At 65.5% G+C, this 24,983-nt stretch carries 26 protein-coding genes; 16 read left to right on the top strand and 10 right to left on the bottom strand.

Features of this window, described 5'->3' with window-relative positions; all coding sequences use genetic code 11:
- Positions 1-12 precede the first annotated feature (12 nt).
- On the bottom strand, positions 13-396 hold the full coding sequence (cyaY, locus tag LNV28_RS14365) for an iron donor protein CyaY (RefSeq protein WP_263518983.1): 384 nt from the start codon (positions 394-396) through the stop codon (positions 13-15).
- A gap of 40 nt (positions 397-436) precedes the next feature.
- Between cyaY and lptM the strand changes: the two genes are divergently transcribed.
- Positions 437-658, top strand: a complete 222-nt coding sequence (gene lptM, locus LNV28_RS25220) for an LPS translocon maturation chaperone LptM (protein WP_411969976.1) — start codon at positions 437-439, stop codon at positions 656-658.
- A 37-nt stretch (positions 659-695) separates the two neighbouring features.
- On the opposite strand, the gene LNV28_RS14360 is transcribed toward lptM, so the two are convergent.
- From LNV28_RS14360 to LNV28_RS14330, 7 genes are all read right to left on the bottom strand, one after another.
- Positions 696-1,691 carry an ABC transporter ATP-binding protein gene (locus LNV28_RS14360; RefSeq protein ID WP_263518985.1) on the bottom strand — a complete coding sequence of 332 codons (996 nt, stop codon included), beginning with the start codon at positions 1,689-1,691 and terminating at the stop codon, positions 696-698.
- Positions 1,688-2,683 (bottom strand): ABC transporter ATP-binding protein, encoded by a 996-nt coding sequence (locus tag LNV28_RS14355; protein ID WP_263518986.1) that lies wholly within the window; start codon positions 2,681-2,683, stop codon positions 1,688-1,690. The genes LNV28_RS14360 and LNV28_RS14355 overlap by 4 nt, the downstream gene beginning before the upstream one ends.
- Before the next feature lie 19 nt (positions 2,684-2,702).
- Positions 2,703-3,647, bottom strand: coding sequence for an ABC transporter permease (locus tag LNV28_RS14350; protein ID WP_263518987.1), 945 nt, complete (start codon positions 3,645-3,647; stop codon positions 2,703-2,705).
- Between the two features lie 55 nt (positions 3,648-3,702).
- Complete coding sequence (locus LNV28_RS14345; protein WP_263518989.1) at positions 3,703-4,680, bottom strand: ABC transporter permease; 978 nt, start codon at positions 4,678-4,680, stop codon at positions 3,703-3,705.
- Between the two features lie 235 nt (positions 4,681-4,915).
- A complete protein-coding gene (locus LNV28_RS14340) occupies positions 4,916-5,569 on the bottom strand; it encodes a DUF3047 domain-containing protein (RefSeq protein ID WP_263518991.1) in 654 nt (217 codons plus the stop codon).
- A gap of 165 nt (positions 5,570-5,734) precedes the next feature.
- Positions 5,735-6,814, bottom strand: coding sequence for a porin (locus LNV28_RS14335; RefSeq protein WP_263518992.1), 1,080 nt, complete (start codon positions 6,812-6,814; stop codon positions 5,735-5,737).
- A gap of 203 nt (positions 6,815-7,017) precedes the next feature.
- Positions 7,018-8,025 carry a porin gene (locus LNV28_RS14330; protein WP_263518994.1) on the bottom strand — a complete coding sequence of 336 codons (1,008 nt, stop codon included), beginning with the start codon at positions 8,023-8,025 and terminating at the stop codon, positions 7,018-7,020.
- Between the two features lie 401 nt (positions 8,026-8,426).
- On the opposite strand from LNV28_RS14330, the gene coq7 reads away from it, so the two are divergent.
- Positions 8,427-9,044: a 2-polyprenyl-3-methyl-6-methoxy-1,4-benzoquinone monooxygenase gene (coq7, locus tag LNV28_RS14325; RefSeq protein WP_263519172.1), complete on the top strand. Its 618-nt coding sequence runs from the start codon at positions 8,427-8,429 to the stop codon at positions 9,042-9,044.
- A 25-nt stretch (positions 9,045-9,069) separates the two neighbouring features.
- Here the strand turns inward: coq7 and LNV28_RS14320 are convergent, their stop codons facing one another.
- Positions 9,070-9,492: an OsmC family protein gene (locus LNV28_RS14320; protein WP_263518996.1), complete on the bottom strand. Its 423-nt coding sequence runs from the start codon at positions 9,490-9,492 to the stop codon at positions 9,070-9,072.
- Between the two features lie 417 nt (positions 9,493-9,909).
- On the opposite strand from LNV28_RS14320, the gene ilvA reads away from it, so the two are divergent.
- Both ilvA and LNV28_RS14310 read left to right on the top strand, forming a co-directional pair.
- Entirely contained in the window at positions 9,910-11,439 is a 1,530-nt protein-coding gene (ilvA, locus tag LNV28_RS14315) for a threonine ammonia-lyase, biosynthetic (protein ID WP_263519173.1), read from the top strand.
- Between the two features lie 127 nt (positions 11,440-11,566).
- On the top strand, positions 11,567-12,667 hold the full coding sequence (locus LNV28_RS14310; RefSeq protein WP_263518998.1) for a nicotinate-nucleotide--dimethylbenzimidazole phosphoribosyltransferase: 1,101 nt from the start codon (positions 11,567-11,569) through the stop codon (positions 12,665-12,667).
- Here LNV28_RS14310 and LNV28_RS14305 read toward each other — a convergent pair.
- Positions 12,657-13,250 (bottom strand): hypothetical protein, encoded by a 594-nt coding sequence (locus tag LNV28_RS14305; RefSeq protein WP_263518999.1) that lies wholly within the window; start codon positions 13,248-13,250, stop codon positions 12,657-12,659. The genes LNV28_RS14310 and LNV28_RS14305 overlap by 11 nt on opposite strands.
- 88 nt (positions 13,251-13,338) lie before the next feature.
- Between LNV28_RS14305 and gspG the strand changes: the two genes are divergently transcribed.
- The 12 genes from gspG (at position 13,339) to LNV28_RS14245 (ending at position 24,980) form a co-directional block, all read left to right on the top strand.
- Complete coding sequence (gene gspG, locus LNV28_RS14300; protein ID WP_263519000.1) at positions 13,339-13,770, top strand: type II secretion system major pseudopilin GspG; 432 nt, start codon at positions 13,339-13,341, stop codon at positions 13,768-13,770.
- On the top strand, positions 13,742-14,215 hold the full coding sequence (locus LNV28_RS14295) for a pilus assembly FimT family protein (protein WP_263519002.1): 474 nt from the start codon (positions 13,742-13,744) through the stop codon (positions 14,213-14,215). Before gspG ends, LNV28_RS14295 begins: the two co-directional genes overlap by 29 nt.
- Positions 14,212-14,589, top strand: coding sequence for a type II secretion system minor pseudopilin GspI (gspI, locus tag LNV28_RS14290; RefSeq protein WP_263519004.1), 378 nt, complete (start codon positions 14,212-14,214; stop codon positions 14,587-14,589). The genes LNV28_RS14295 and gspI overlap by 4 nt, the downstream gene beginning before the upstream one ends.
- A complete protein-coding gene (locus LNV28_RS14285; protein WP_263519006.1) occupies positions 14,589-15,305 on the top strand; it encodes a prepilin-type N-terminal cleavage/methylation domain-containing protein in 717 nt (238 codons plus the stop codon). Before gspI ends, LNV28_RS14285 begins: the two co-directional genes overlap by 1 nt.
- On the top strand, positions 15,302-16,297 hold the full coding sequence (gene gspK, locus LNV28_RS14280) for a type II secretion system minor pseudopilin GspK (RefSeq protein WP_263519007.1): 996 nt from the start codon (positions 15,302-15,304) through the stop codon (positions 16,295-16,297). The genes LNV28_RS14285 and gspK overlap by 4 nt, the downstream gene beginning before the upstream one ends.
- Before the next feature lie 115 nt (positions 16,298-16,412).
- Positions 16,413-17,732, top strand: a complete 1,320-nt coding sequence (gene gspL / locus LNV28_RS14275) for a type II secretion system protein GspL (RefSeq protein ID WP_263519009.1) — start codon at positions 16,413-16,415, stop codon at positions 17,730-17,732.
- Entirely contained in the window at positions 17,729-18,244 is a 516-nt protein-coding gene (locus LNV28_RS14270) for a type II secretion system protein M (RefSeq protein ID WP_263519010.1), read from the top strand. The genes gspL and LNV28_RS14270 overlap by 4 nt, the downstream gene beginning before the upstream one ends.
- Complete coding sequence (locus LNV28_RS14265) at positions 18,241-19,167, top strand: type II secretion system protein N (protein WP_263519011.1); 927 nt, start codon at positions 18,241-18,243, stop codon at positions 19,165-19,167. Before LNV28_RS14270 ends, LNV28_RS14265 begins: the two co-directional genes overlap by 4 nt.
- 2 nt (positions 19,168-19,169) lie before the next feature.
- Positions 19,170-21,410, top strand: coding sequence for a type II secretion system secretin GspD (gene gspD, locus LNV28_RS14260; RefSeq protein WP_263519012.1), 2,241 nt, complete (start codon positions 19,170-19,172; stop codon positions 21,408-21,410).
- A 5-nt stretch (positions 21,411-21,415) separates the two neighbouring features.
- A complete protein-coding gene (gene gspE, locus LNV28_RS14255; RefSeq protein WP_263519014.1) occupies positions 21,416-22,834 on the top strand; it encodes a type II secretion system ATPase GspE in 1,419 nt (472 codons plus the stop codon).
- Between the two features lie 22 nt (positions 22,835-22,856).
- Positions 22,857-24,068 carry a type II secretion system inner membrane protein GspF gene (gene gspF / locus LNV28_RS14250; RefSeq protein ID WP_263519015.1) on the top strand — a complete coding sequence of 404 codons (1,212 nt, stop codon included), beginning with the start codon at positions 22,857-22,859 and terminating at the stop codon, positions 24,066-24,068.
- Between the two features lie 15 nt (positions 24,069-24,083).
- Positions 24,084-24,980 (top strand): 5'-nucleotidase, encoded by an 897-nt coding sequence (locus LNV28_RS14245; RefSeq protein WP_263519016.1) that lies wholly within the window; start codon positions 24,084-24,086, stop codon positions 24,978-24,980.
- Positions 24,981-24,983 lie beyond the last annotated feature (3 nt).

Genomic DNA, 24,983 nt, shown 5'->3' with positions numbered 1-24,983 from the left:
CCTCTGGGCCAGTCAGGCCGCCTTGAACAGCAGCGCCTTGCTGCCCTGGGCGCTGGCCAGTTCAGACAGCATTTGATGGAACTCCGCGCCGCTGCGCGTGTCCAGCCATTGACCGTCCACGTACCGAAAATGGAAGCCACCGGCTCGCGCGGCCAGCCATAGCTCCTGAAGCGGCGCCTGGGTGTTCAAGATGATCTTGCTGCCGCCGGGAAAGCTGAGCTCCAAGAGGCCGCCGCTGCGGTGGCTGTCGATGTCAATGAGATCGGCATCCAGCCAGGCGTCGACGGTTGCCTCGACCTGGTCCAGCACACGGCGGGTGCGTGCTTGGTAGTCTGCGTCGCTGAGCGGTGTGGCGGCGGGAACAAGGGAGGACGAGGGGGCGGACGGCTGCGACATGATGGCAAGAGCTGACGACACGCGGCGATAAACTGCGGCCATGAAAGCAAACAACAAGGAAGTCCGCAGTGTAGGCCCGCAGACCGGCACCGCTCACCCGCCAAGGTCTTTGGGCCGCCGCCGCTCTGCGCTAACTCTGTGCCTCAGCCTCAGCCTCAGCCTCAGCCTGCTCAGCGCCTGCGGCCAAAAAGGTCCGCTCCATCAGCCCAAGCCAACAGCAGGCAAGGCCGCAGCACCAGCTGCCAGCGCCGCACGCCCTTGATGCGCTGAGCATCCAGGGCGCTGCTACGCGGCGACATTCAGATCCGGCCTTCCTCCACCGCGTGGCAGGCCACGCGCACACCCTTGATCTCCAGCAAGGCCGGTCGTTCGGCCTTGCAGCGCGGACCAGCGTGAGGGCAGCGCGGATGGAAGCTGCAGCCACTGGGCGGGTTCAGTGGGTTGGGCACCTCGCCCTGCACGGGGGTGCGTGAACGGCCGCTCATGTGAATGTCGGGAATCGCATCCAGCAGCATGCGGGTGTACGGGTGCCGTGGTCGCGCAAACAGGTCAGCCTTGTCCGCCAACTCGACCAGCCGCCCCAGATACATCACACCCACCTGATCCGAGACATGACGGACCACGGCCAGGTTGTGGGAAATGAAGAGATAGGTCAGCCCGCGCGCGCGCTGCAAATCCTTCATGATGTTCAGGACCTGGGCTTGAACGGATACATCCAGGGCCGAGGTCGGCTCGTCACAGACCAGGAATTCCGGCTGCGTGGCCAAGGCTCGGGCAATTGAAATGCGCTGACGCTGACCACCGGAAAACTGGTGCGGAAACTTCTCGCGGTCGGCCGCCGTCAGACCCACCGATTGCAACAACTCAGCCACACGAGCACGCTGAGCCTCCAGGCCAACAATCAAGCCATGCTCACGCAGTGGCTCGGCGATGATGTCCTGCACTTTCCAGCGCGGGTTCAGCGACGCATAGGGGTCCTGAAAAATCATCTGCATGCGCCGACGCAAGGCCAGGGCGCCGCTGGACGCCAAGGTCTTGGCGGTGTCCGCCCCGTCGAACTCGACGCTGCCGCGGGTCGGCTCATACAAACCCACCAGCAGTCGCGCGACCGTGCTCTTGCCGCAACCCGACTCTCCGACCAGAGCCAGAGTCTTGCCGCGTTCAATGGAAAAACTCACGCCGTCCACGGCATGGACGAACTGGCGCTGCTTGCGCTCCACCACCCGATTCAACCAGGGCGGCGACACATCGAAGATCTTCGCGAGGTCCTTGACCTCCACCAGGGGCCGGCTCATCGCGCACCCTCCAGTTCGGACTCGGACGCCACCGCATGCAACCAGCACGCAGCACGCCCCGCGCCGACACGGACCAGCTCGGGCCGCTCCTTGCGGCAGCGCTCGAAGACTCGAGGGCAGCGTGGGTTGTAGGCGCAGCCGGTCGGGATGGCGTTGAGCCGCGGCATGGCACCATCGATCTGCAGCAGACGCTCGCGGTCCTCGTCCATGGCCGGGATGGAACCCATCAGGCCGGCGGTGTAGGGGTGGGCCGGCTTGTGGATGACATCGTGCACTGGGCCGATCTCGGCGACGCGTCCAGCGTAAAGCACGGCCACGCGGTCGCAGGTCTCGGCAATCACACCCATGTCATGGGTGACCAGCATCACCGCCGCGCCCTGCTCTTTGCAGATGCGTTTGAGCAGGGCAATGATCTGCGCCTGGATGGAGACATCAAGCGCCGTGGTCGGCTCGTCGGCGACGATCAGCTTCGGGCTGGCGGCCAAGGCCAGGGCGATCACCACGCGCTGGCGCATGCCGCCCGAGAACTGATGCGGGTACTGGTCGATGCGCTCCGCTGCAGCCGGGATACCGGTCTGCTCCAGCAACTCGATGGCGCGGGCGCGCGCCTGCGCCTGGCTCAGGTCCAGATGAGTGGTGATGGTTTCGATCAGCTGCTGCCCGACGGTGTAGAGCGGGTTCAGCGAGGTCAGCGGGTCCTGGAAGATCGCGCCAATCTGGCGACCACGGATCTTGCGCATCTGCTCGTAAGGCAGGTTGTCGATGCGCCGGCCCTCCAGCAGGATTTCGCCTGAAGCGATGCGCCCCGGTGGATCCAGCAAGCCGATGATGGCCGCGCCGGTCAGCGATTTGCCGGCGCCCGACTCGCCCACCACGCCAAGGATCTCTCCCGGCGCGATGTCGAAATTGATGTCGTCCAGCGCCAGCAAGGTGCCGCGCCGGGTGGGGAATTCGACCCGCAGATGGCGGACCTCAAGCAAAGGTGTGCTCATGGGCAGGGAAGTTTGCAATTCAACGCAGGCGGGGATTGAGCGCATCGCGCAGCCAGTCCCCAAGCAGGTTCACCGACAAGGCAATCAGCACCAGCATGGCGCCGGGCCAGATGGTGATCCACCATTCGCCAGAGAACAGAAAGTCGTTGCCCACACGGATCAAGGTGCCCAGCGAGGGGCTGGTTGGCGGCACGCCGACGCCGAGGAAGGACAGGGTCGCCTCGGTGATGATGGCCGAGGCCACCTGGATGGTGGCCAGCACCAGCACCGGGCCCAGCACATTGGGCAGCACATGGCGGCGCATGATGCGCAGCGGCGTGACACCGATGACGCGCGCCGCCTGCACATACTCCTTGTTGCGCTCAACCATGGTCGTGCCGCGCACCGTGCGGGCGTACTGCACCCAGCCGGTCAGCGAGATCGCCAGGATCAGCACCAAAAAGGCCAGGGTGTCGTGTGCGTTTGGGAACATGGCCCGGCCGACCCCGTCGATCAGCAGGGCGATCAGGATGGACGGGAAGGACAGCATGACATCGCAGACGCGCATGATCAGCGCGTCAATCCGGCCGCCGACAAAGCCCGCCAGCAAGCCCAGGCCGACCCCGAGCACCATGCTCAAGAACACGGAAGCCAGGCCCACGAACAGCGAGATGCGGGCGCCGTACATGAGGGCCGAGAGGATGTCCCGCCCTTGATCGTCGGTACCGAGCAGGTACTTGCTGCTGCCCCCCTCCATCCAGGCCGGCGGCAGGCGCGAATCCATCAGCTCCAGCGAGGCCAAATCAAAGGGGTTATGGGGTGCAACGAACTCGGCAAACACCGCGCAGAAGATACAAATCAGCGCGATCACGGCGGCCAGCATGGCCACCGGCGAGCTGCGAAAGGAATGCCATACGTCGCCGTCGAAAAAGCGCTGCAGCGCATTCGGTGCGGCGGGCACGGGCGGGCTTGAAGGGTGGCTCATCGGTTCGATGCTTCTCTGGAATCAGGGTCGGGGCAGCTTGGCAGATTCAAGCGATTCAATGGGCCTTGCCCTGCGTGCGCAAACGCGGGTCGACCGCGAAATACAGCAAATCCACCAGCAAGTTGATGGTGACGAAAATGAAGGAGATCAGGCACAAATAGGCGGCCATGACCGGGATGTCGGCGAACTGCACCGCCTGGATGAAGAGCAGGCCCATGCCCGGCCACTGGAACACCGTCTCAGTGATGATGGCAAAAGCAATCAGCTGGCCCAGTTGCAGACCAGTGATGGTGATTACCGGCACCAAGGTGTTCTTCAAGGCATGGCCGAAGTACACCGCCCGGTTGCTCAGGCCGCGTGCGCGAGCGAACTTGATGTAGTCGGTGCGCAGCACCTCCAGCATTTCGGAACGCACCAATCGCATGATCAGGGTCAGCTGAAACACCGACAAGGTGATGGCCGGCAAGAGCACATGGCGCAGGCCATCGACGGTCAGCAAGCCAGTGGTCCAACTGCCAAAGGCGACGACGTCACCGCGGCCGAAGCTGGGCAGCCATTTCAACCAGACTGCAAACACCAGGATCAGCAGGATGCCGATGAGAAAGGTCGGCAGGGACACACCCAGCAGAGATAGCATCATCAAGAGCTGCGAGCTCGCCTTGCCCCGCCGCAAAGCCGCGTAGACGCCGAGTGGAATGCCCACACCCAGAGCAATCAGACCCGCAACCAGAGCCAACTCCAGCGTGGCCGGCAGACGTTCGGCGATCAGGTCCGAGACCTTGCGCCCTTGACGCAAGCTCAAACCGAACTCACCTTGAACCGCATTGCCGACGAATCGGGCGAACTGCACCGGGAAAGGCGCATCCAGGCCCAGATCGCGGCGCAAGGACTCGCGCTGCTCCTGTGTGGCATCCTGGCCCAGCAGATTGGTGACCGGGTCGCCCACATACTGAAACAGCATGAAGGACACGCAGGCCACCGTGAGCATCACGATCAATGACTGGACCAGGCGGCGAAGAATGAAAACTAGCATGTCGGATCTGAGGGAAGTCTGCCGCTACGAATGCTGACCCCGACACGGTCAAGCGCTCGGCTCACCCCCATGCACGAATCAGCCGCGTCCGGGCCTCCTAGGGCTCGGCTCGTTCAGTAATTGAATTTCTTTGCCTGGCGGCCGCCTTCGAGGAAGCTGCGAGGCCCGCGCCATGATGGCGAAGAGCACGCCCGGCCACAAACGGGAAAGTCCCGATGCGCGCCCGGCATTCGTCTCAAAAGCGCAAGCTGCCATCCAAAGGCCGCGCCTCATCATCGAGCAGCAAAATCTCACCATAACAAGCCTCAGCACGGCTGCCCGTGTTGTCGGCATCGGTCATCAAAGCCAGTGAAACCAGGCGCGCGGGTGCTTCGCCAAACGCACGCTGGTAGTCGGCCCGCACATCACGCTGGATCTGATGCCAAGCAGGCGGCCCCTTGCGACCGGAGCCCACAACGATTTTTCGGATGCGGTCGCTACGCGCACTGACCACCAAGGTCTCCGGTGGCGCTGTTGCATCCCAGACATACATCAGCGTGGCGAATGGAGGCGCTTCCCCAGTCAAGGTGCGGACCAATTCAAACTGCATGCGATTGGCCATGGACAAGCGCCCCTCGTCGCCATCGAAGCCCAGCAGAATGCGGGCCGGCGCGTCATCGGTCTCGGCCACTGTCACCGTGGCCTGCTGCGCATGCTCACCGATCCAGACTTCAAATCGAAGCTGCTCGACCTGCCCGGCAGCAAGGTCCAATGGCCGGCGCCAGAGGCTAACCGACTGCTTGGCCTGACCGAGCACACAGGCACGCCCACCGCGCTGCACGAAGGAATAGTCGGTCAATCGTTTGCCGGGAAGGGAACGCGCCGACCAGGCGGACAAATGCTCAGGCATAGGCGGCGACTGCGGCGCTGGCGGGCTGGCACAGGCCGCCAGGAGCAAGAGCATGAGGGCGGACGAAGCCCATGATCGGCAATGCAATGAGGTGGTCATTCAAAAACCCAGGACGCAAATAAAAACAGGCCGCACGTGGCGGCCTGGATTCAAACATGAATCGCGTCAGAAACGGTGACGAATACCGGTCGTCAGGCCGACCCGGTTCTTGGCCGTGTTGTCAAAACTGACCGCACCGCCAAGCTTGGAGTAGTCGGCTTCGGCATACAGATCCGTGCGCTTTGACAAGGCATAGTCAGCCACCGCTGCCGCAAAACTTGCCTTGCTACTGCCAGCGCGGCGATGGTGGGTTTGCTTGGCAGACCAAGCCTGCAAACCGAGGTTCAGCTCCTTGCTGAACTGGTAGGTGAAGCCAAGGGCCAGCATGTCCCGCTTCTTCACATCCAGCCCGGCTGCGTTGAGCCGGCTGGCCGGGCTGATGGTGTAGTTGTTGGTGTATGCAGCCTGAAGCACATCCGTACCTAGGTCAAACTTGTTCTGCCCCCAGGACAGGTTGACGTACAAAGGTCCGGCTGTATAGGCACCACCCACGGTCAGGCCACGAACCTTGCGCCCGGCCGTGTCCTTGACGTCCATCACACCGGCGCCAAAGGCCAGCTCGTCTTTGGCATAGCGCAACATGGCACCCATGGTCTTGTCTGGGCTGGCACCTTCACCGGCGCCGACCTGCAACTCACCGCGGAAAGGACCCGACTCGGCCAAATACTTGACCATATTGCTCTGGCGACCCGCCATGGCCATGGCGGTTTCCGGCCGGAAAATCTCGATGTACGGCGAATACTTATAAGACGAGAAGGTACTCGTATACACATCGAACAAAACGTTGTACTGACGCCCCAGGGTCAAGCGGCCATATTCCTTGGACTCCAGACCCACCCACGATTGACGCCAGAACTCGGCCGCAGTTTGCGTTCCAGTATCGGAATTGAGCCGATGCTCTAAATTGGCGATGGCCTTGACTCCACCGCCCATGTCCTCACTGACATTGACGCCGAGACGGCTGTTGGACATTCCGCCTGGTATCACCTGAGACAGGGAGTCACCCTTGGTCGCCGCGGATCCACCGGAATTGGTGGTGTAGCGCACACCGACATCCAAGATGCCATACAAGCTGACGCTGGACTGAGCCCAGCCAGCGGACGAGAAAGTGGCCAGCAGGCCCAGGACCACAGCAGTCTTCTTCATCGATGTCTCCTTGTAGTGAATGTCGCATGACGTTCAATCCATTCTGTGCGAATGACACCTACCAAGCGAGCCCGATGTTGCGACCCTCCTACAAGCGCAAACCCTCCCATCGTGCGTCAGGCATACGCAAGTTTGCTCACCCCGAAAACAAAAAAGCCGCCCGAAGGCGGCTTTCAGATCAAGCTTGCTTGCGCAGCCTGAGATCAGAAGCTGTGACGCACGCCGACGTCGAAGCCACCCGAGCCACCGCCAGCGGAGACCTTGGGTGTATTCAGCAGGCCAAAGGTGCCCTTGCCCTTGTTCTCGATCTTGGACACGGTGGTGTACAGAGCGGTACGCTTGGACAGATTGTGGATATAGCCGGCCGACAAGTGGGTCGCATCAAACACCGGCGACTTCTGGGTTTCAGCGGCAACGTTGGCATCAGCCTTGGTCCACGAAGCCCAGACAGAGCCTGCACCCAGAGGAACGGTCACAGCAGCGGTAAAGATGGTCTGCTTGGCTGCGCCGAACTTGTTGGTCGACCAAGTCAGGGAGGGCTTGAAGCTGCCCAGATCGTAGGAACCGCCGAACGAGGTCAGCTTGTACTTGGTGCCCACACCAGCCTGCAGGAAAGCAGCGCTGACGTGCAGCGGGCCGGCAGCGTAACCAGCACGGCCGCTGTACGCCTTGTTGGTGTTTGTGCCTTCGCCAGCAGCCACATCAGCAGCGCCGTAGAAGCCACCCAGATTGCCCGGCAGCGAATACGACACTTGATTGTCAAAGCGAGCCACGCTCACGCCGCTGCCCAGGGTGCTGTACAGCTGGTTGGCCTTGCCCAGACCGGTGGTCGAGGTCGGGTCAAAGGCTTCGATGTGCAGCTGTGCCACGGACTTGTTGCGGCCCAGACGCACTTCACCGAACTCACCAGACAGGCTCACGGTGGCGCGACGGCCCCAGAACCTGGTGGTATCAACCGTACCAGCGTCAGCATTCACAGCGCCTTCCAGCCAGAAACCGGCCTTCAAGCCGCCACCCAGGGCTTCTTCACCACGCACGCCCAGACGGCTACTGGTGTTGCCATCGGTGGCCAGGCTCTTCAGCGTTTGGCCGTTGGCCTTGGTGTAGCGCGCGGCCACGTCGATCACGCCGAACAGAGTGACCGACGATTGGGCAGCAGCAACGCTCGCGAACGAACCCAGAACTGCCAGTGCAACGATAGATTTCTTCATTCGATACTCCACAAAAAATATGTAAGGCTTCACCCAAGGGTTGAAACCTGCCAAAAAGACGCCTCCAGACCGGCCTGAGCCGACCTCCCCGCGTGGGACCGGAAACTCCGGCATCGCTGCCTGACCATTCCCGACAAGCCCGCTGCGCCAACCCCCTGCAGCGGAAGTTGCCGTATTACACAAGACGAATGCGACGGCAGAACACCTTCACTTGTCATATTCAGGGTTTGCGTTGTTGACACACAACGAGAAAGCTAGTTCACAAACCATTCATAAACCCTAGCAACTGCATCGTGCGGGCGCAGACGGCGGAACTTCATAGAGAGCACCCTAAACTTCGGCACCAAGCACCAAGCACCACCATGACACGACCCGACATCGCCGCCTCTCGACTCAGCCCTTTGGACCGCGTATTGGCCAGCGTAGACCATGGTCTGCGTACCGTCTTCGCCACCCCGGCAGCCGCCCGGCCCTCACCGGCCCGTGAATGCGATCCAGTGCAACTCAGTGCCGAGCAGGCTCAACTGTCTGGGGCTTTGATGCGGGTGAACCATGTGGGGGAAGTTTGCGCTCAGGCGCTTTACCAGTCGCAAGCCCTGTTCAGCCGTGATCCGGAACTGCGCCAACATTTCAAGGACGCCGCCCAGGAAGAAGTCGACCACCTGGCTTGGACGCAGCAGCGACTCGATGAACTGGGTAGCCACAAGAGCTATTTGAGTCCCCTGTGGTACGGCGGCGCCTTCGCCATCGGCAGCTTGGCTGGCCTCACCGGCGACCGGGTCAGCCTGGGCTTCGTGGTGGAGACCGAGCGTCAGGTTGAGCAACATCTGGCTTCGCACCTGCAACGCCTGCCGGACGCCGACCTGCCCTCGCGTGCCATCGTGGCACAGATGAAATTGGAGGAGGCGCGCCACGCCGCCGAGGCCGAGGCCGCCGGAGCCCAGGCTTTGCCGGCGCCGGTCAAGTCGCTCATGCGCTTGGCGGCTCGGCTGATGACCAGCACCGCGCACCGAATCTGAAACCAGCACGGCGCATGCGCCACACTCAGCCTTCGATCAGCTCGACCGAGGTCGTCATGGTCGCTGTCTTGCCCAGCATGATGCTGGCCGAGCAGTATTTTTCATGTGACAGCGCGACCGCCCGCTCCACCACATCCTGTTTGAGGCCCCGCCCCGTGACCAGGAAATGCATATGGATGGACGTGAAGACTTTGGGATCGGTCTCGGCGCGTTCGGCCTTGAGCTGGACCTGGCAGCCTCGCACATCATGCCGGCCCCGTTTGAGAATCAAGACCACGTCGTAGGCCGTGCAGCCGCCGGTGCCAGCCAGGACGGTTTCCATCGGCCGAGGGGCCAAATTGTGACCCCCACCTTGCGGGGCGCCATCCATGGTCAGCAAATGACCACTGCCGGTCTGGGCGACAAACGCCATGCCCTCGGCGCCCATCCAGTTGATCGTGCATTCCATCTTGTGTGTGCTCCAAACGAAAGTGGCGAGCCCAGCGGACTTTGCACTAGAGCTCTCGGACTAATTAAAGGCGCCAAAAATATTGCACCGCAGCAATTGCAGCAGCTAAAATTCTAGCCAAGCGAAGCTCTTGCGCGCAGCCAGCCGGCGTCAAAACCCCAGCAGCCTGCAACTTCGCACCGTTTGTCTCCTCCACCGCCTCCATGGTGGATTCAACCCGAGCTTGCAAAAGCTCGGGTTTTTTTTGGCCAAACAAGCGCCAAGCCGAGCTGGAATCGGCCCCAGACAAGCCTGGCTTATCATGTTGCGCCGCAACAGATCTGTATCGGAGACCCCATGGCCGGCCCCGCCCGCACGCTCAAGAGTGGCACCCGCCACACCCGCAAACCCGTCGCCAAGACCGTGGCTGCGGCCGGCATGCCCGACCTGATTCCCTCCGACAACAGCTATCTGCAGCGCATTCTCAACGCCCGCGTCTACGAGATCGCCAAAGAGACCTCGCTGACGCCGGCCAAAAGCCTGAGCAAGCGCCTGGGCAACAAGGTGCTGCTGAAGCGCGAGGATGAGCAGCCGGTGTTCAGCTTCAAGCTGCGCGGCGCCTACAACAAAATGGCCCATCTGAGCGCCGAACAGCTGGCCCAGGGTGTGATTTGCGCCTCGGCCGGCAACCATGCCCAAGGCGTGGCCATGTCAGCCAAGAAGCTGGGCTGCCGGGCCGTGATCGTGATGCCGGTGACCACGCCCAAGGTCAAGATCGACGCAGTGCAAAGCCACGGCGGCGAGGTGGTGCTGTTCGGCGACAGCTTCACCGACGCCTATGGCCACGCGCTGGAACTGGAAAAAGCCCAGGGCCTGAGCTTTGTCCACCCCTTTGACGACCCCGATGTGATTGCCGGCCAAGGCACCATCGCCATGGAACTGCTGCGCCAGCATCCCGGCCCGATCGACGCCATCTTCGTGGCCATCGGCGGCGGCGGGCTGATCTCCGGCGTGGCCGCCTACATCAAGGCGGTGCGCCCCGAGATCAAGGTGATCGGCGTGCAGACCAAGGATTCGGACGCCATGGTCCGCTCGGTGCGGGCCGGCAAGCGGGTGCTGCTGAACGATGTCGGCCTGTTCTCCGATGGCACGGCCGTGAAGCTGGTCGGCGAAGAGACCTTCCGCATCACGCGGGCCCTGGTCGATGACTTCGTGCTGGTGGACACCGACGCCGTCTGCGCCGCCATCAAGGACGTGTTCGAGGACACGCGCAGCATTCTTGAGCCCGCTGGCGCACTGGGTGTAGCGGCGGTCAAGCAGTACGCGGCAGAGCACGCCTGCAAGGGCCAGACCTTCATCGCCATCACCTGCGGCGCCAATATGAACTTCGACCGCCTGCGCTTCGTCGCCGAGCGGGCCGAGGTCGGCGAGCACCGCGAGGCGCTGTTTGCCGTCACCATTCCCGAGGAACGCGGCAGCTTCAAGCGTTTCTGCGAACTGCTGGGACCGCGCAGCGTCACCGAGTTCAATTACCGCATCTCCGATTCCGCCCAGGCCCACATCCTGGTCGGCGTGGCCACCCAGAAGCGCGAGGAAGCAGCCAAGCTGGCACGCGCCTTTGCCAAGGGCGGCTTCCAGGCCTTGGACCTGACCGACAACGAGTTGGCCAAGCAGCATTTGCGCCATATGGTGGGAGGCCGCTCCGAGCTGGCGCGCAACGAACGCCTCTACCGATTCATCTTCCCTGAGCGGCCGGGCGCGCTGATGCGCTTCCTGTCCAGCATGCACCCGGACTGGAATATCAGCCTCTTCCATTACCGCAACCAAGGCGCCGACTACGGACGCATCCTGGTCGGCATCCAGGTGCCGCGCGGTGACAATGCCGCGCTGCGGGAATTCCTGAACTCCTTGAACTACCCTTTCGAAGACGAAAGCAACAACCCGGTCTATCAACTCTTCCTGCGCTGAAACCCAGCACAGCCGGCCCCACCCAACCCGCGCCGCACTGCGCAGGGCAAGTGCGGATGCCGGCCAGCTCACACAAGCCCGACAATCCAGCCGCCCGCACCCGCTCAGGGTGAGCTGACCACCTCCCATGTCCCTGCACCAGTCCCTGATCTCGCCGACCGCCAATCCTGAACTGGAAAAGGCCTTGCGCGACCGCGTCGACCGGCATGCCGCCATTGCCGGCGGCCTGGGCGAGCTGGAGCCTTTGGCGGTGCGCCTGGGTCTGGTGCAAAACTCGCTGACGCCGCGCTTCCGCGACCCGGTGCTGGCCTTGTTCGCCGCCGATCATGGCATGGTGGTGGACCGCATCGGCCAGCAATGGGGCCGCAGCACGCGTGAGCAGGCCCAGCTGGCCCTGCAGAACCGTCTGCCGGTTTCGGTGTTTGCCCGCTTGCAAGGCCTGCAACTGGCCGTGGTCGATTGCGGCATCGCCGAATCCTTGGCGCCGCACGCCCGACTGATGGCGCGCAAGATCGCCCACGGCACCCGCAACACCCGCACCGGCCCGGCCATGACGCTGGAGCAAGCCCATGCCGGGGTCCGGGTGGGCATGGAAATTTCAGACAACCTGCCGGGCAATGTGCTGGCCTGTGCCGGCATGGGCCAGGGCTCGGCGGAGAGCGCCGCCCTGGTGCTGTCGCGCTTGATGGACCAGTCGGTGCGCGATTTCGTGCTGTCCGGCCCCGATATGCGCCAGGACGAGCTCGCCCACATCCTCGGCGTGCTGCAAGCGGCGCAAGCGCGCCACCGCGAAGTCAGCGACCCAATGGAGGTGCTGGCCGCCTTCGGTGGCTTCGAGCTTGCTGTGATGGTCGGCGCCATGCTGGTGGCCGCATCCAAACGCCATCTGATCATCATCGACGGCATCACCGCCTGCGCCGCGCTCAAACTGGCCGCCAAGATTGCCGCACCGGTGACCGACTACGCCGTGTTCTGCCGCAGCCATGTGCACCGCGGCCTGGACGAAGCCTTGGCCACCTTCCATGCCTCAGCCCTGCTGGAGCTGGGCATGGACAGCGCCGACGGCACCGGCGCTGCCCTGGCCTGGCCCATGATTCGCAGCGCCGCCGCCTTGTTGACCGATCTGCACGACCTCGCCGAGCCGCGCGGCCCGAACACGGGCAGCGGCGTCGATTCGCTCAATGGAGCCTACCGTGACAGCGGCAGTGAGCCGCGCCTCAGCGCGTAGGCAGGCCGTTGGAGTCCAGTCCCCCAGGCGCCGGAGGCTGGCCGGGCGGAAGCGACGCTGGGCGGAACGGCGCTTGGGCCGGATCACCCTGCAACATGGGCTGGCCACCGAGCACGGTCGGCGAATTGGCCGCAGGGGGCAAGGAACCGGTGGCAGCCGGCAGCGGTGGCGCCAGATTGAGCGTCATGCTGACCACGCCATCGCGCCCCAGCTGCGCGGAATTGCCCTGAACCGACAGCAAGCGCAGCTCACCGTCCAGCACGGCGCCGATACGCACGGTGCGCGGCACACCGTCCACAGCAATCAAGGCCACGCCTTCGCCCGCCTGACTGGCCTGCAGATTCCTGGGCGCCACCACGCCGAGCAGGCTGAAACGGCTGTCCGCAGGCAAGGCGGCTTCGGGTGCGGCCACCGGCGCCGCACCAAACAAACGCGTCAGATCGGCCGTGCCGCTGCGCTGCTCGAGCACCACTTGAGCATGGAGGGGCGCCGCCACGGGTCGGGCCATCAGCTGGATCAGCCAATAGACCGCGCTGCAAGCCAGCAAACCCCACACCAGAAAAGCCATCATTCGTGCAAGCATGGGCAGATTATGATTCATGCGCTTTGCTGATCCGCGGCCCCCGGCCCCGGTGCTAACCCTTCTTCACCACGCAGCCCGTCACGCTCACATGAATACAACGAACTCTCGCCGCCTCGCCCGGGGCTTCACCCTGATCGAGATCATGGTCGTGTTCCTCATCATCGGGCTGATGGGGGCCCTGATCGTGCCCAATGTGATGGACCGCCTGCATGAAGCCAAGGTCACGGCCGCCCGCGCCACCATCAACGATCTGATGCAGCAACTCAAGCTCTACAAGATCGACAACGGCCGCTACCCCAGCGGCGAGCAAGGCCTGGAAGCCCTGGTGCGCAAGCCCACCACCGGCACGCCGCCCGCCAACTGGAAGCCCTACATCGACAAGCTGCCGCTCGATCCCTGGAAGAACCCCTACCAGTACGCCAACCCCGGCGTGAAAAACGAGATCGACATCTACAGCTTCGGTGCCGACGGCCGCCCAGGTGGCGAAGGCAATGACGCCGACCTCGGTTCCTGGCAATAAGCGCTTGCAAGCACAGCGCGGCTTCACACTGATCGAGCTGCTGGTGGTGGTGGCCATGGTGGCGATCGCCTCGGCCGCCGTCAGCATGGCCATGCGTGACCCGGCCGAAGCCCAGCTCGAACGCGAGGCCGAACGCTTGGTCGCCTTGTTCGAGACCGCTCGCGCCGAAAGCCGCAGCGCCGGCCTCGACGTGCAATGGCTGCCTCTACAACAGAATGCCCGCGACCACTTCCGCTTTCAGGGCTTGCCCGAACGCATCCAGCTGCCCAGGCGCTGGCTGGCCGAAGGCGTGATCGCGGAGATCAGCAATGCGCGCAGCGTGCGCCTGGGGCCTGAGCCCATGATTGGCGCCCAGCAAGTCCAGCTGCGCCTGGGAAACCAACGCCTGCAATTGAGCACCGACGGCCTGGCCCCCTTCAGCGTCAGCCCGGTTCCGGCGCCATGAGGCGCACAGGCCTGAAGGCAGCGACGCGCGGCTTCACCTTGATCGAGGTGATGGTCGCTTTGGTGATCGTCGCCATCACCCTGGCAGCCGGGGTCAAGGCCGCGGGCTCGCTGACCGACAACGCCAGTCGCCTGCGCGAAATGAGCGCCGCCCAATGGTGCGCCGAGAACCAGCTGACCGAGCTGCGCCTGGGCAAACAATTCCCCGGCATCGGCGACAGCGACTTCAGCTGCGAACAGTTCGGCCAGGTCTACCGCGGCCGCATGGTCGTCCGGCCCACGCCCAACCCGAACTTCCGCCGCGTCGACGCCTTGATCAGCGGCGAGGGCGAGCGCACCTTGCTGACGCTCTCCACCATCATGGGGCGCTTCTGATGCGCGCCGGCCGCCACACGCCGACCGGTTTCACCCTGATCGAGGTCATGGTGGCCCTGCTGATCATGAGCCTGATGACCGTGATGGCCTGGAGCGGCATCAACGGCTTGCTGAAGAGCCGGGAAGTGGCCCAGGCCCATCTGGACCACAGCGCCCGCTTGCAGACCGTGATGGCGCAATGGGACAGCGACCTGCGCGCCGTGCAGGACAGCGGCAGCGTGCCGGCGATTGCCTTTGACGGCGCCTCGCTGCGCCTGACGCGCCAGCAGCCACAAGGCCTGCAGGTGGTGGTCTGGAGCCTGCGCGAGGGGCGGCTGCTGCGCTGGGAAGGCCCGCTGCAGCAGGGCGCGAATGAGCTGGGCCAAACCTATGAGCGCAGCCTGCGTCTGCAAATCCAGGACCGCGGCCAGCTGAGCACGCTCGAGGGCATCAGTGCCTGGCAGCTCTATTTCTACCGGGGCAATGGCTGGAGCAATGCCCAGTCCAGCGACGATGTCAGCAATGGCAGCGACAACATCCCGCCGCCGCCAGGGCCAGGGGCAGCCGGCCCCGGCAAGGGTGCAGATGGGCAGGGCCAGGGATCGGGCGACAAGGACGGCAGCGGCCCGAGGCGGGCCATCTTGCCCAGCGGCGTGCGCGTGGTGCTGCAGTTCTCACCCGACAGCGGTTTCAACGGCAGCTTGACGCGCCAGATCATCCTCGGGCCGCAATCATGATCGAGCGCCGGCCCCAGTCCCAACACCACGGGCAAGCAGGCGCAGCGCTGCTGACCGCCATGCTGATCGTCACCCTGGTGGCTAGCCTGGCTTCGGCCATGGTCTGGCGCCAATACCGGGCGGTGCAGATCGAGGCGGCCGAGCGGGCCCGGGCGCAGTCCGCCTGGATCCTGCAAGGCGTGCTCGACTGGGCACGCCTGATCTTGCGCGAGGATGCGCGCGCCAACCTCAATGAGCCGGTCGACCACCTCGGCGAGGTCTGGGCCGTGCCCCTGGCCGAAGCGCGCCTGTCCACCTTTCTGGCCGCCGATGCCGACAACAAAGAAGACAGCGGGCCCGAGGCTTTTCTATCAGGCAGCCTGCAGGATGCCCAGGCGCAGTACAACCTTCGCAATCTGCTCGGCGGCACCGAGGTCCCTGCACTCGAGCAAAGGGTGCTGGAGCGTCTGTGCGACAGCGTCGGCGCGCCGCCCGGCAGTGCACAGACCCTGATCCGCAAGCTGCGCCAGTCCGCCGACAGCAAGGACGGCAGCAAGAGCCAGGCCAACGCGGCCGACAACAAGAACCCACCGCTACCACCGCGCAATCTCGACCAGCTGGCCTGGTTCGGCCTGACGCCCGAAACCATCGAACGCCTGCGCCCGGTGCTGACCCTGCTGCCCCAGGCCACGCCGGTCAACCTCAACACCGCGCCACGCGAGGTCATCGCCGCACTCTATGACGGCATGGACCTGGCCTCGGCCGAGCGCCTGGTGCGCGCACGCCAGACCCAGCCTTTGCGCAAGCTGCAAGACGCGGCCAGCTACTTCCCGAGCAACGCCAATCTGAGCGCGGAGCGGGCCGATGTGAAGTCGGCCTTCTTCATCATCAAGGGCCGGCTGCGCCTGGACGAACGGGTCATGGAGGAACGCGCCCTGGTACAAAGGCGCAATTTGGAAATGCTGGTGATCGAGCGCCAACGCGTCAACCAGCTGCAGGAAACCCGGAAGTGAAGCGCCGCGCGAGGTCGCCCGGGCCCGGCGTTTCATAGAGAGAAGCGCTAACTGATTGATTCCACATGATCCCGCAAAATACGCCACCTAGAATGCGCCCGCTTCCCCCGTCTCCATGAGTACTCTGCTCCTGTTCCTGCCCCCGCGCAGCCGCCTGCATGCCCAAGGCCGCCCTGCCCCGACCGTCGACGGCCTGGGCCGAGCGACCGGTCTCGGCCGTGGCGGCGAGGCCGCAGCCGACATCGACTATGTGCTGAGTGCCGACGGACGCGAGCTGAGCGCGCAAGGCAGCCTGCCGGCCACCCAACTGCCGCACGCCGACCTGGTGATCGCCATTCCGGCCGAGTCCGACGTGGCCTGGCAGCGCGTCAGCCTACCGCGCGCCGGCCGTCAGATGCGCAGCGCCCTGGCCGGCCTGCTGGAAGACAGCTTGCTCGACGACGCCGAGAGCCTGCACTTTGCCATCGAAGCCGAAGCCCAGGGCGGCGATAGCGCTTGGGTCGCCGTCTGCTCGCGTGCCTGGCTGCAAGCGCAGCTGGCGGCGCTGGAAGCGGCGCAGATCGTGGTCGACCGAGTCTGCCCCCTGAGCTGGCCCGGCAGCCCGCCGCGCGGTTATTTCTACAGCACCGGCCAGGAATTCAGCCCGGTGGCCCTGCGCTGGAGCCACCCCGAGGGGGTCAGCAATCTGCCGCTGGAGGGCAGCCTGACGCGCCAGCTCTTCCCGGCGCCCCTGGTGCAGAGCTCGCAGTGGCATGCCGCACCCGAGGTGGCGGCAGCGGCCGAACATTGGCTGGGCACGGCGGTCACGCCGCTGAGCCGCGCCCAGCGCGCGCTGAGCGTGATCGACTGCCCCTGGAATCTGCGCCAATTCGAACTGGCGCCGCGCACCCGCGGCATCCGCGCCCTGCGCCAGCTCTCGCGCGGCCTGATGCGTCGCCAGTGGCGCCCGGTGCGCATTGGCCTTGCCGGCCTCGTGGCCGTGCAGCTGCTGGGCATGAACCTGGCCGCCTGGCAGCAAAACGCCCAGCTCAAGGCCCGGCGCGCTGCCATCACCCAGACCCTGACCCAGACCTTCCCGCATGTGCGTGCGGTGCTGGACGCGCCGACGCAGATGCAGCGTGAAATCGACGGCCTGCGCGCCAGCGCCGGCCGCAGCGGTGACAAGGACCTGGAAACCCTGCTGGCTGCGGCTGCCACCGCCTGGCCCCAGGACCGCGGCCCGGCCGACAGCCTGAGCTTCGAAGCCGGCCGCCTGCAGTTGTCCAGCGCCGGCTGGAGCGAGGCACAGATTCAGCAATTCCGCAGCCAGCTGCGCAGCGAAGGCTGGCAGCTGGAAAGCAGCGAAGGCCAGCTGACCCTGAGCCGCCTGCCCGCCGATGCGCCGGCGGTCCGCAACGCCCTTTCCGCCCAGGCCTCGCCCGGGCCCAAGACATGAGCATCGACAAGAAACCGACACCCTGGGCCGGCCTGCAAGCTCAGGCACAAGCGCAGTGGCAGCAGATGGGCGAGCGCGAACGCAAGGCCGCGCAGCTGATCGCCCTGCTGCTGGGTCTGGCCTTGCTTTGGTTCGTGGCGATTCAGCCGGCCTGGCGCACGCTGAGCCAGGCTCCGGCCCAGGCGGAAAGCCTGGAGCGTCAGCTGCAGGACATGCAGGCCCTGGCGCAGGAAGCGCAAACCTTGCGCGCCGCCCCGGCCGTGCCCGCCGCCCAAGCCGCCCAAGCCCTGCAGGCAGCCAGCGAACACCTGGGCCCGGCGGCCCGCTTGCAGCTCAGCGGCGACCGCGCCGTGCTGACCCTGAACGGCGTCAGCAGCGAGGCCTTGCAGGCTTGGCTGGGCGAAGCGCGCAGCGCCGCCCGTGCCCGCCCTCTGGAGGCCAAGCTGCAGCGCGGCCCGCAGGGCTTCAGCGGCAGCATCGTGCTCGGCCTGCAAGGAGGCTCGGCCCCATGAATCCGCTTCGTTTCGGGCGAAGCAAGCGCCCCGGCGACGCGACCGGGTCCAGCCTGGGTGCGCCGAGTCACTGGCAGGACCTGCCCACCGAAGACCTGGGGCAGCGTGCCCGCCAGAGCCTGCCACGGCGCTGGAGCGTGGCCGGCGCCCTGCTGGGCGCTGGCATTGCCCTCGTGGCCTTTGCGCCGGCCAGCTGGTTGGCACGCGGCCTTGCCACGGCCAGCAATGAACATGTGCTGATCACTGACAGCCGCGGCAGCATCTGGAATGGCAGCGGCGTGCTGGTGCTCAGCGGTGGTGCGGGCAGCCGTGACGCCGCCATCCTGCCCGGCCGCCTGAGCTGGACCCTGGGTTTCAAAGGCCTGGGCCTGGCTCTCAATGCCCGCCAGGACTGTTGCCTGAATGGCCAGCTGCAACTCTTGCTGCGCCCGGGCTGGGGCCGCTTCGAGCTGGCCGTGGCCAACAGCGGCGAATGGCTGGCACGTCTGCCGGCGGGCCTGCTCTCGGGCCTGGGCACGCCTTGGAACACTTTGCAGCTGGGCGGCTCGCTACGCTTGAGCGCACGCGATCTGCGCCTGGAGTGGCTGGGCGGGCAGTGGCGCCAATTCGGACAACTGGACCTGGACCTGCTCAATTTGTCTTCCCGCGTCTCGACACTCGCGCCGCTGGGCAGTTACCGTTTTTCCCTGCTGGCGATGCCCGCCAGCCCGGGCCAGACCGGCGACGTCGGCAACGTCAGCCAGATGAATCTGAGCACCCTGGAAGGCGCCCTGATGCTGAATGGCCAGGGCACGCTGACGGCCGGCAAGCCGCGCTTCACGCTGGAAGCGTCCGCCGCGCCCGGCCGGGAAGCCGCCTTGAACAACCTCCTGAACATCATCGGACGGCGCCAAGGCGCCCGTTCCGTCTTTTCGATCGGATGAGCATGAACGACGACAAGCGGGCGCCCATCGCGCCTCGGCGACAGCAAGCGGGCGTCTCCCTGCTGGCCCTGGCCCTGCTGGCCACGCCTGCCCTGAGCCCGGCCGCCACCAACAAGCCGCGCGGCAGCGGCCCGGCCGTCAAGGCACCGACGCCGGTGACTCTGAACTTCGTCAACGCCGACATCGAGGCCGTGACCCGCGCCATGGGCGTGATGATGAACCGCCAGTTCATCATCGACCCGCGCGTCAAGGGCCAGATCACGGTCTACAGCGAGCAACCGGTGACGCCGCGCGAGGCTTACCTCAACTACCTGGCCGCCCTGCGCGGCCTGGGTTTCACCGTGGTGGAGAGCGCCGGGCTGTGGAAGGTCGTTCCCGAGGCCGACGCAAAGCTGCAGGCCGGCTCGGTGGCCGTGGACAGCAGCAAGGAGCGCGGTGACCAGATCCTGACCCAGGTCTACCGCCTCAACTTCGAGAACGCCAACAACCTGGTGGCGGTGCTGCGCCCGCTGATCAGCCCCAACAACACCATCAACGCCAACCCGGGCAACAACAGCCTGGTCATCACCGACTACGCCGACAACCTGCAGCGCCTGGGCCGCATCATCGCCGCCATGGACACGGCCGGCGCCACAGACATCGAGCTGGTGCCGCTCAAGCATGCGGTCGCCGCCGACCTGGCACCCTTGGTGCTGCGCCTGACCGAAGCCGGCAATGCCGCCGCAGCGGTGCCCGGCCAAGGCGGCAGCGGCAGCGTCAATGTGGTGGTCGACCCACGCAGCAATGCCCTGATCGTGCGCGCCGCCAACCCGACGCGCCTGGCCTATACCAAGAGCATCATCGCCAAGCTGGACCAGCCTTCGCTGGACAACAGCCCGGCCGGCAATATCCGCGTCATCTACTTGAAGAACGCCGACGCCACCAAGCTGGCCACGGTGCTGCGTGCCGCCTTCTCGGCCAACAGCAATGCGGGCGGTGCTTCCGGCAGCAACTCGGGAGCAGGCCAGAGCGGCGCCGGCGGCCTGGGTGCGGGCAATTTCAGCGGACTGCAGCAAAGCGGCGCTGGCTCAGGCAACAACAGCAGCACCAGCGGTAGCGGCGCGTCAGCAGCGGCGACCACACCGGTCAGCGCCTCGGCCGGCCCCTCGACCGGCGGCTTTGTGCAGGCCGACCCCTCGACCAATGCTTTGATCATCACGGCCGCCGAACCGCTGTATCGCCAGATCCGCCAGGTCGTCGAGCAGCTCGACGGCCGGCGCGCGCAGATCTATGTCGAAACCCTGATCGTCAAAGTCGACGCCAGCAAGAGCGGCAATTTCGGCGTGCAGTGGCAGAACCTGTTCGGCAACAAAGGAGACAGCAGCATCACGGGCGCCGGCACCAATTTCGGCACCGGCCCGGGCAACATCATCCAGGGTTCGGCCGCGCTCTACGGCGGCACCACCGCTATTGCCAGCGTCATCAAAGATGCGCCGACCGGCTTCAATATCGGCTTGCTCAAAAAATTCGGCGAGCGCTACACCTTGGGCGCGATCGCCAATTTCTTGGAGACCGAGGCCGGCGCCAATGTGCTGTCCACGCCCAATCTGGTCGCCCTGGACAACGAAGAAGCCAAGATCGTGGTCGGCCGCTCGGTGCCCTTCGTGACGGGCTCCTACACCAACACCGGCAGTGGCAGCGGCACCGGCGCAGTCAACCCCTTCCAAACCTATGACCGCAAGGATGTGGGCATCACCTTGCGCATCCGCAGCCAGATCGGCGAGGGCGGCACAGTGCGCATGACGGTGTTCCAGGAAAACTCCTCGGTCGACCCGACCACCAAGGCCGACAGCAGCGGCCCCTCGACCGAGAAGAGCTCGATCGAGACCACGGTCTCGGTGGACGATGGCCAGATCCTGGTGCTGGGCGGCCTGCTCAAGGACGAGTTCGCCGACAGCGAGGGCCGCGTGCCCGGCCTGGGCAGCCTGCCCCTGATCGGCAATCTGTTCAAGAACACCGGCCGCAGCCGGGTCAAGACCAATCTGATGGTGTTCCTGCGCCCGGTCATCATGCGCAGCCAGGAAGCGGCCGACCGCATCACGCTCGACCGCTACGACCATTTCCGCACCCTGCAGGAATCGGTCAAGCCCGAGTCCAAGTTCGCCCTTCCGGATACCGGCACGCCGCTGCTGCCGGCCAATCCCACCGCACCCATCGGCGTGGCCAAGCCGCCGGCGGGCGCCACGGACAAGGTGGGCCAGTGAGCGCCATGCGCCATCCCCTGCCTTACGCCTACGCCAAGGCCAATTCGGTGCTGCTGGAGGACGACGGCGCCAGCCTCGTGCTCTGGGCGCCGGCCGAAGTCAGCCTGGCCACTCTGTCCGAGGTGCAGCGCCTCTACCTGATCGACCGCTTCGAACAAGAGGCCGCCAGCAGCCTGGCCGAGCGCATCAACGCCGCTTATGCCGGCAGCGAATCGAGCGCGGCCGTGGTGATCGGCGAGGTCGAGAGCGCGGTGGACCTGAGCCGCATGATGCAGGACCTGCCCGCCGTGGAAGACCTGCTGGAAGCGGCCAATGACGCGCCCATCATCCGCATGCTCAACGCGCTGCTGACACAGGCGGCCAAGGACGGCGCCAGCGACATCCACATCGAACCCTACGAGCGTGCCAGCTCGGTGCGTTTCCGCGTCGACGGCACGCTGCGCGAAGTGGTGCAGCCCAACCGCGGCCTGCACGCGGCCCTGATCTCGCGCCTGAAGATCATGGCCGAGCTGGACATTGCCGAAAAGCGCCTGCCGCAGGACGGCCGCATTTCCTTGCGCATCGGCGGCCGCGCCATCGATGTGCGCGTCTCCACCCTGCCCAGCGCCCACGGCGAGCGCGCCGTGCTGCGTCTGCTGGACAAGACCGAATCGAAGTTCACGCTCGAAGGCCTCGGCATGAGCGGCGATGTGCTGGAGGCCTTCAAGCGCCTGGTGCAGCAGCCGCACGGCATCGTGCTGGTCACCGGGCCCACCGGTTCGGGCAAGACGACCAGCCTCTACGCCTCCTTGCAGACCGTGGACACCAGCACCACCAATGTGCTGACGGTGGAAGACCCGATCGAGTACGAGCTGGCCGGCGTGGGCCAGACCCAAGTCAATGCCAAGATCGACCTGACCTTTGCCAAGGCCCTGCGCGCCATCCTGCGTCAGGACCCGGACGTGATCATGATCGGTGAAATCCGCGATTACGAGACCGCGCAGATTGCCATCCAGGCCTCGCTGACCGGCCACCTGGTGCTGGCCACCTTGCACACCAATGACGCCCCTAGCGCCGTCACTCGACTGACCGATATGGGCGTCGAGCCCTTCCTGCTCAGCTCCAGCCTGCTGGGCGTGCTGGCCCAGCGCCTCGTGCGCAAGCTCTGCCCCGTCTGCAAACGCCAGGATGGTGAAGGGCGCTACCACCCCGTCGGCTGCGAAGCCTGCAGCCGCACCGGCTACAAGGGCCGCACCGGCGTCTATGAGTTGATGGTGGCCGACGAAGCAGTGCGGCACCTGATGCACCAGCGCGCCGCAGAGAGTGAGCTTCAAGCTGCCGCCCATGCAGCCGGCCTGCGCTCCATGCGCGAGGACGGCCAGCGCCTGATCGATGCCGGCATCACCTCGGTCGAAGAAGTGCTGCGCGTGACACGCGAATCCTGAGCCCGGTGTCGCGCCGCCCACCATGCCCGCCTACAAATACGAAGCCCTGAACCCGGCCGGCCGCTCGAGCAGCGGCCTGATCGAGGCCGACAACCCGCGCGCCGCGCGTGCCCAGCTGCGCGCCCAGAACCTGGTGCCGCTGAGCCTGGAGCCGGTGCAGCAGCAGGGCCAGGACGGCGGCAGTCGCTTCGCGCGCCGCGTCTTCAGCACCACCGCGCTGGCCGTCTGGACGCGCCAACTGGCTGGCCTGGTCGGCTCGGGCCTGCCGCTGGAGCGGGCGCTGACGGCCCTGGCCGATGAATGCGAGGACCCGCGCCAGCGTGAGCTGCTCTCGCAGCTCAAGGCCGAGGTCAATGCCGGCGCCAGCTTTGCCCGCGCCCTGGGCACGGCGCCGCGCGAGTTCGACGAGGTCTACCGCGGCGTGGTGGCAGCCGGTGAGCAGAGCGGCGCGCTCGGCCCGGTACTGGAAAAACTGGCCGACGATCTGGAAGAGCGCCAGGACCTGAAGGCCAAGCTGATTGGCGCCATGGCCTACCCGACCATCGTCTCGCTGATCGCCTTCATGATCATCATCTTCCTGGTGACCTATGTGGTGCCGCAGATCGCCGCCACCTTCACCAGTTCCAAGCGCGCCCTGCCCTGGCTGACCGTGGCCATGCTGGCCACCAGTGACTTCGTGCGTGAGTGGGGTTGGCTGATGGTGTTGGCGGCCATCGGCGGCGGCACGAGCCTGTCCTGGGCCCTCAAGCGCCCGGCCTTCCGCTTGCGCTTCGATGCGGCTTTTCTGAAAGTGCCGCTGCTGGGCCGGCTGGCCCGCGGCTACAACGCGGCACGCTTTGCCGGCACCCTGGCCATGCTGGCCGGCTCGGGTGTGCCCATCCTGAAGGCCTTGCAAGCGGCGGCCGAGACCTTGTCCAACCACGCCATGCGCGCCGATGCGCTCGACGCCCTGGTGCAGGTGCGCGAGGGCGCACCGGTCGGCTCGGCCCTGGCCGGCAAGAAGCGCTTCCCCGGCATCCTGGCCATGTTCGCCCGCCTGGGCGAACAGACCGGCCAGCTGCCGCAGATGCTGGAGCGAGCCGCCAAGCAGCTCAGCGTTGAAGTGCAGCGCCGCGCCCTGGCCCTGGCGACCTTGCTGGAGCCGCTGCTGATCGTCGGCATGGGTGCGGTCGTGCTGGTAATCGTGATGGCGGTGCTGCTGCCCATCATCCAGATGAACAGCTTTGTGAAGTAGATAGGTAGACAAGACATGCCGGCCAATCTCGACGGACAGCTGGTGGTGGCGATCTCCTCGCGTGCGCTGTTCGACTTCGAGGAAGAGAACCAGCGCTTCGAGGCCGGCAACGACCGCGACTACATGGCCTTGCAGCAGACGCGCCTGGACCAGCCGGCCAAGCCCGGCGTGGCCTTCTCACTGGTTCGCAAGCTGCTGGCCTTCAATGCCGATGGCGCACCCAAGGTTGAGGTGGTGGTGCTCTCACGCAATGACCCGATCTCAGGAATGCGCGTGTTCCGTTCGGCGGCACATTACGGCCTCAACATCCAGCGCGGCGTGTTCACGCGCGGCGAATCGCCCTGGCGCTATCTGCGCCCGCTCAAGGCCCAGCTCTTTCTCTCGGCCAATGAGGCCGATGTGCGCAGTGCCCTTCAGGCCGGCGTGGCTGCGGCGCGCGTGCTGCCGCTCTCGGCCCATGCCTCCAGCGCCCACCCGAAAGAACTGCGCATCGCCTTCGACGGCGACGCCGTGCTGTTCTCCGACGAGGCCGAGCAGGTCTACCAGCGCGAGGGCCTGGACGCCTTCCAGACCCACGAAATCACCCACGCCAACACGCCCTTGCCCGCCGGCCCCTTCAAGCCGGTGCTCCAGGCCCTGCATCGGCTGCAGCAGGAAGGCGGAGGCGGCATGAAGGTGCGCACCGCCTTGGTGACGGCACGCAGCGCGCCGGCCCATGAGCGCGCCATCCGCACCCTGATGGACTGGCGCATCGAGGTGGACGAGGCCATGTTCCTGGGCGGCCTGGCCAAGGGCGAATTCCTGCGCGAGTTCGAACCCGACTTCTTCTTCGACGACCAGGCCGGCCACATCGCCAGCGCCGCCGCTCATGTGCCAGCCGGCCATGTCAGCGCCGGTATCGCCAACCTTTGAGCG

The sequence above is a fragment of the Paucibacter sp. DJ2R-2 genome (genome assembly GCF_025717675.1).
In the GTDB taxonomy this organism is placed as follows: Bacteria; Pseudomonadota; Gammaproteobacteria; order Burkholderiales; family Burkholderiaceae_C; genus Paucibacter_A.
The sequence above is the reverse complement of the archived record's forward strand: the minus strand, read 5'-3'. Positions and strand labels throughout refer to the sequence as shown.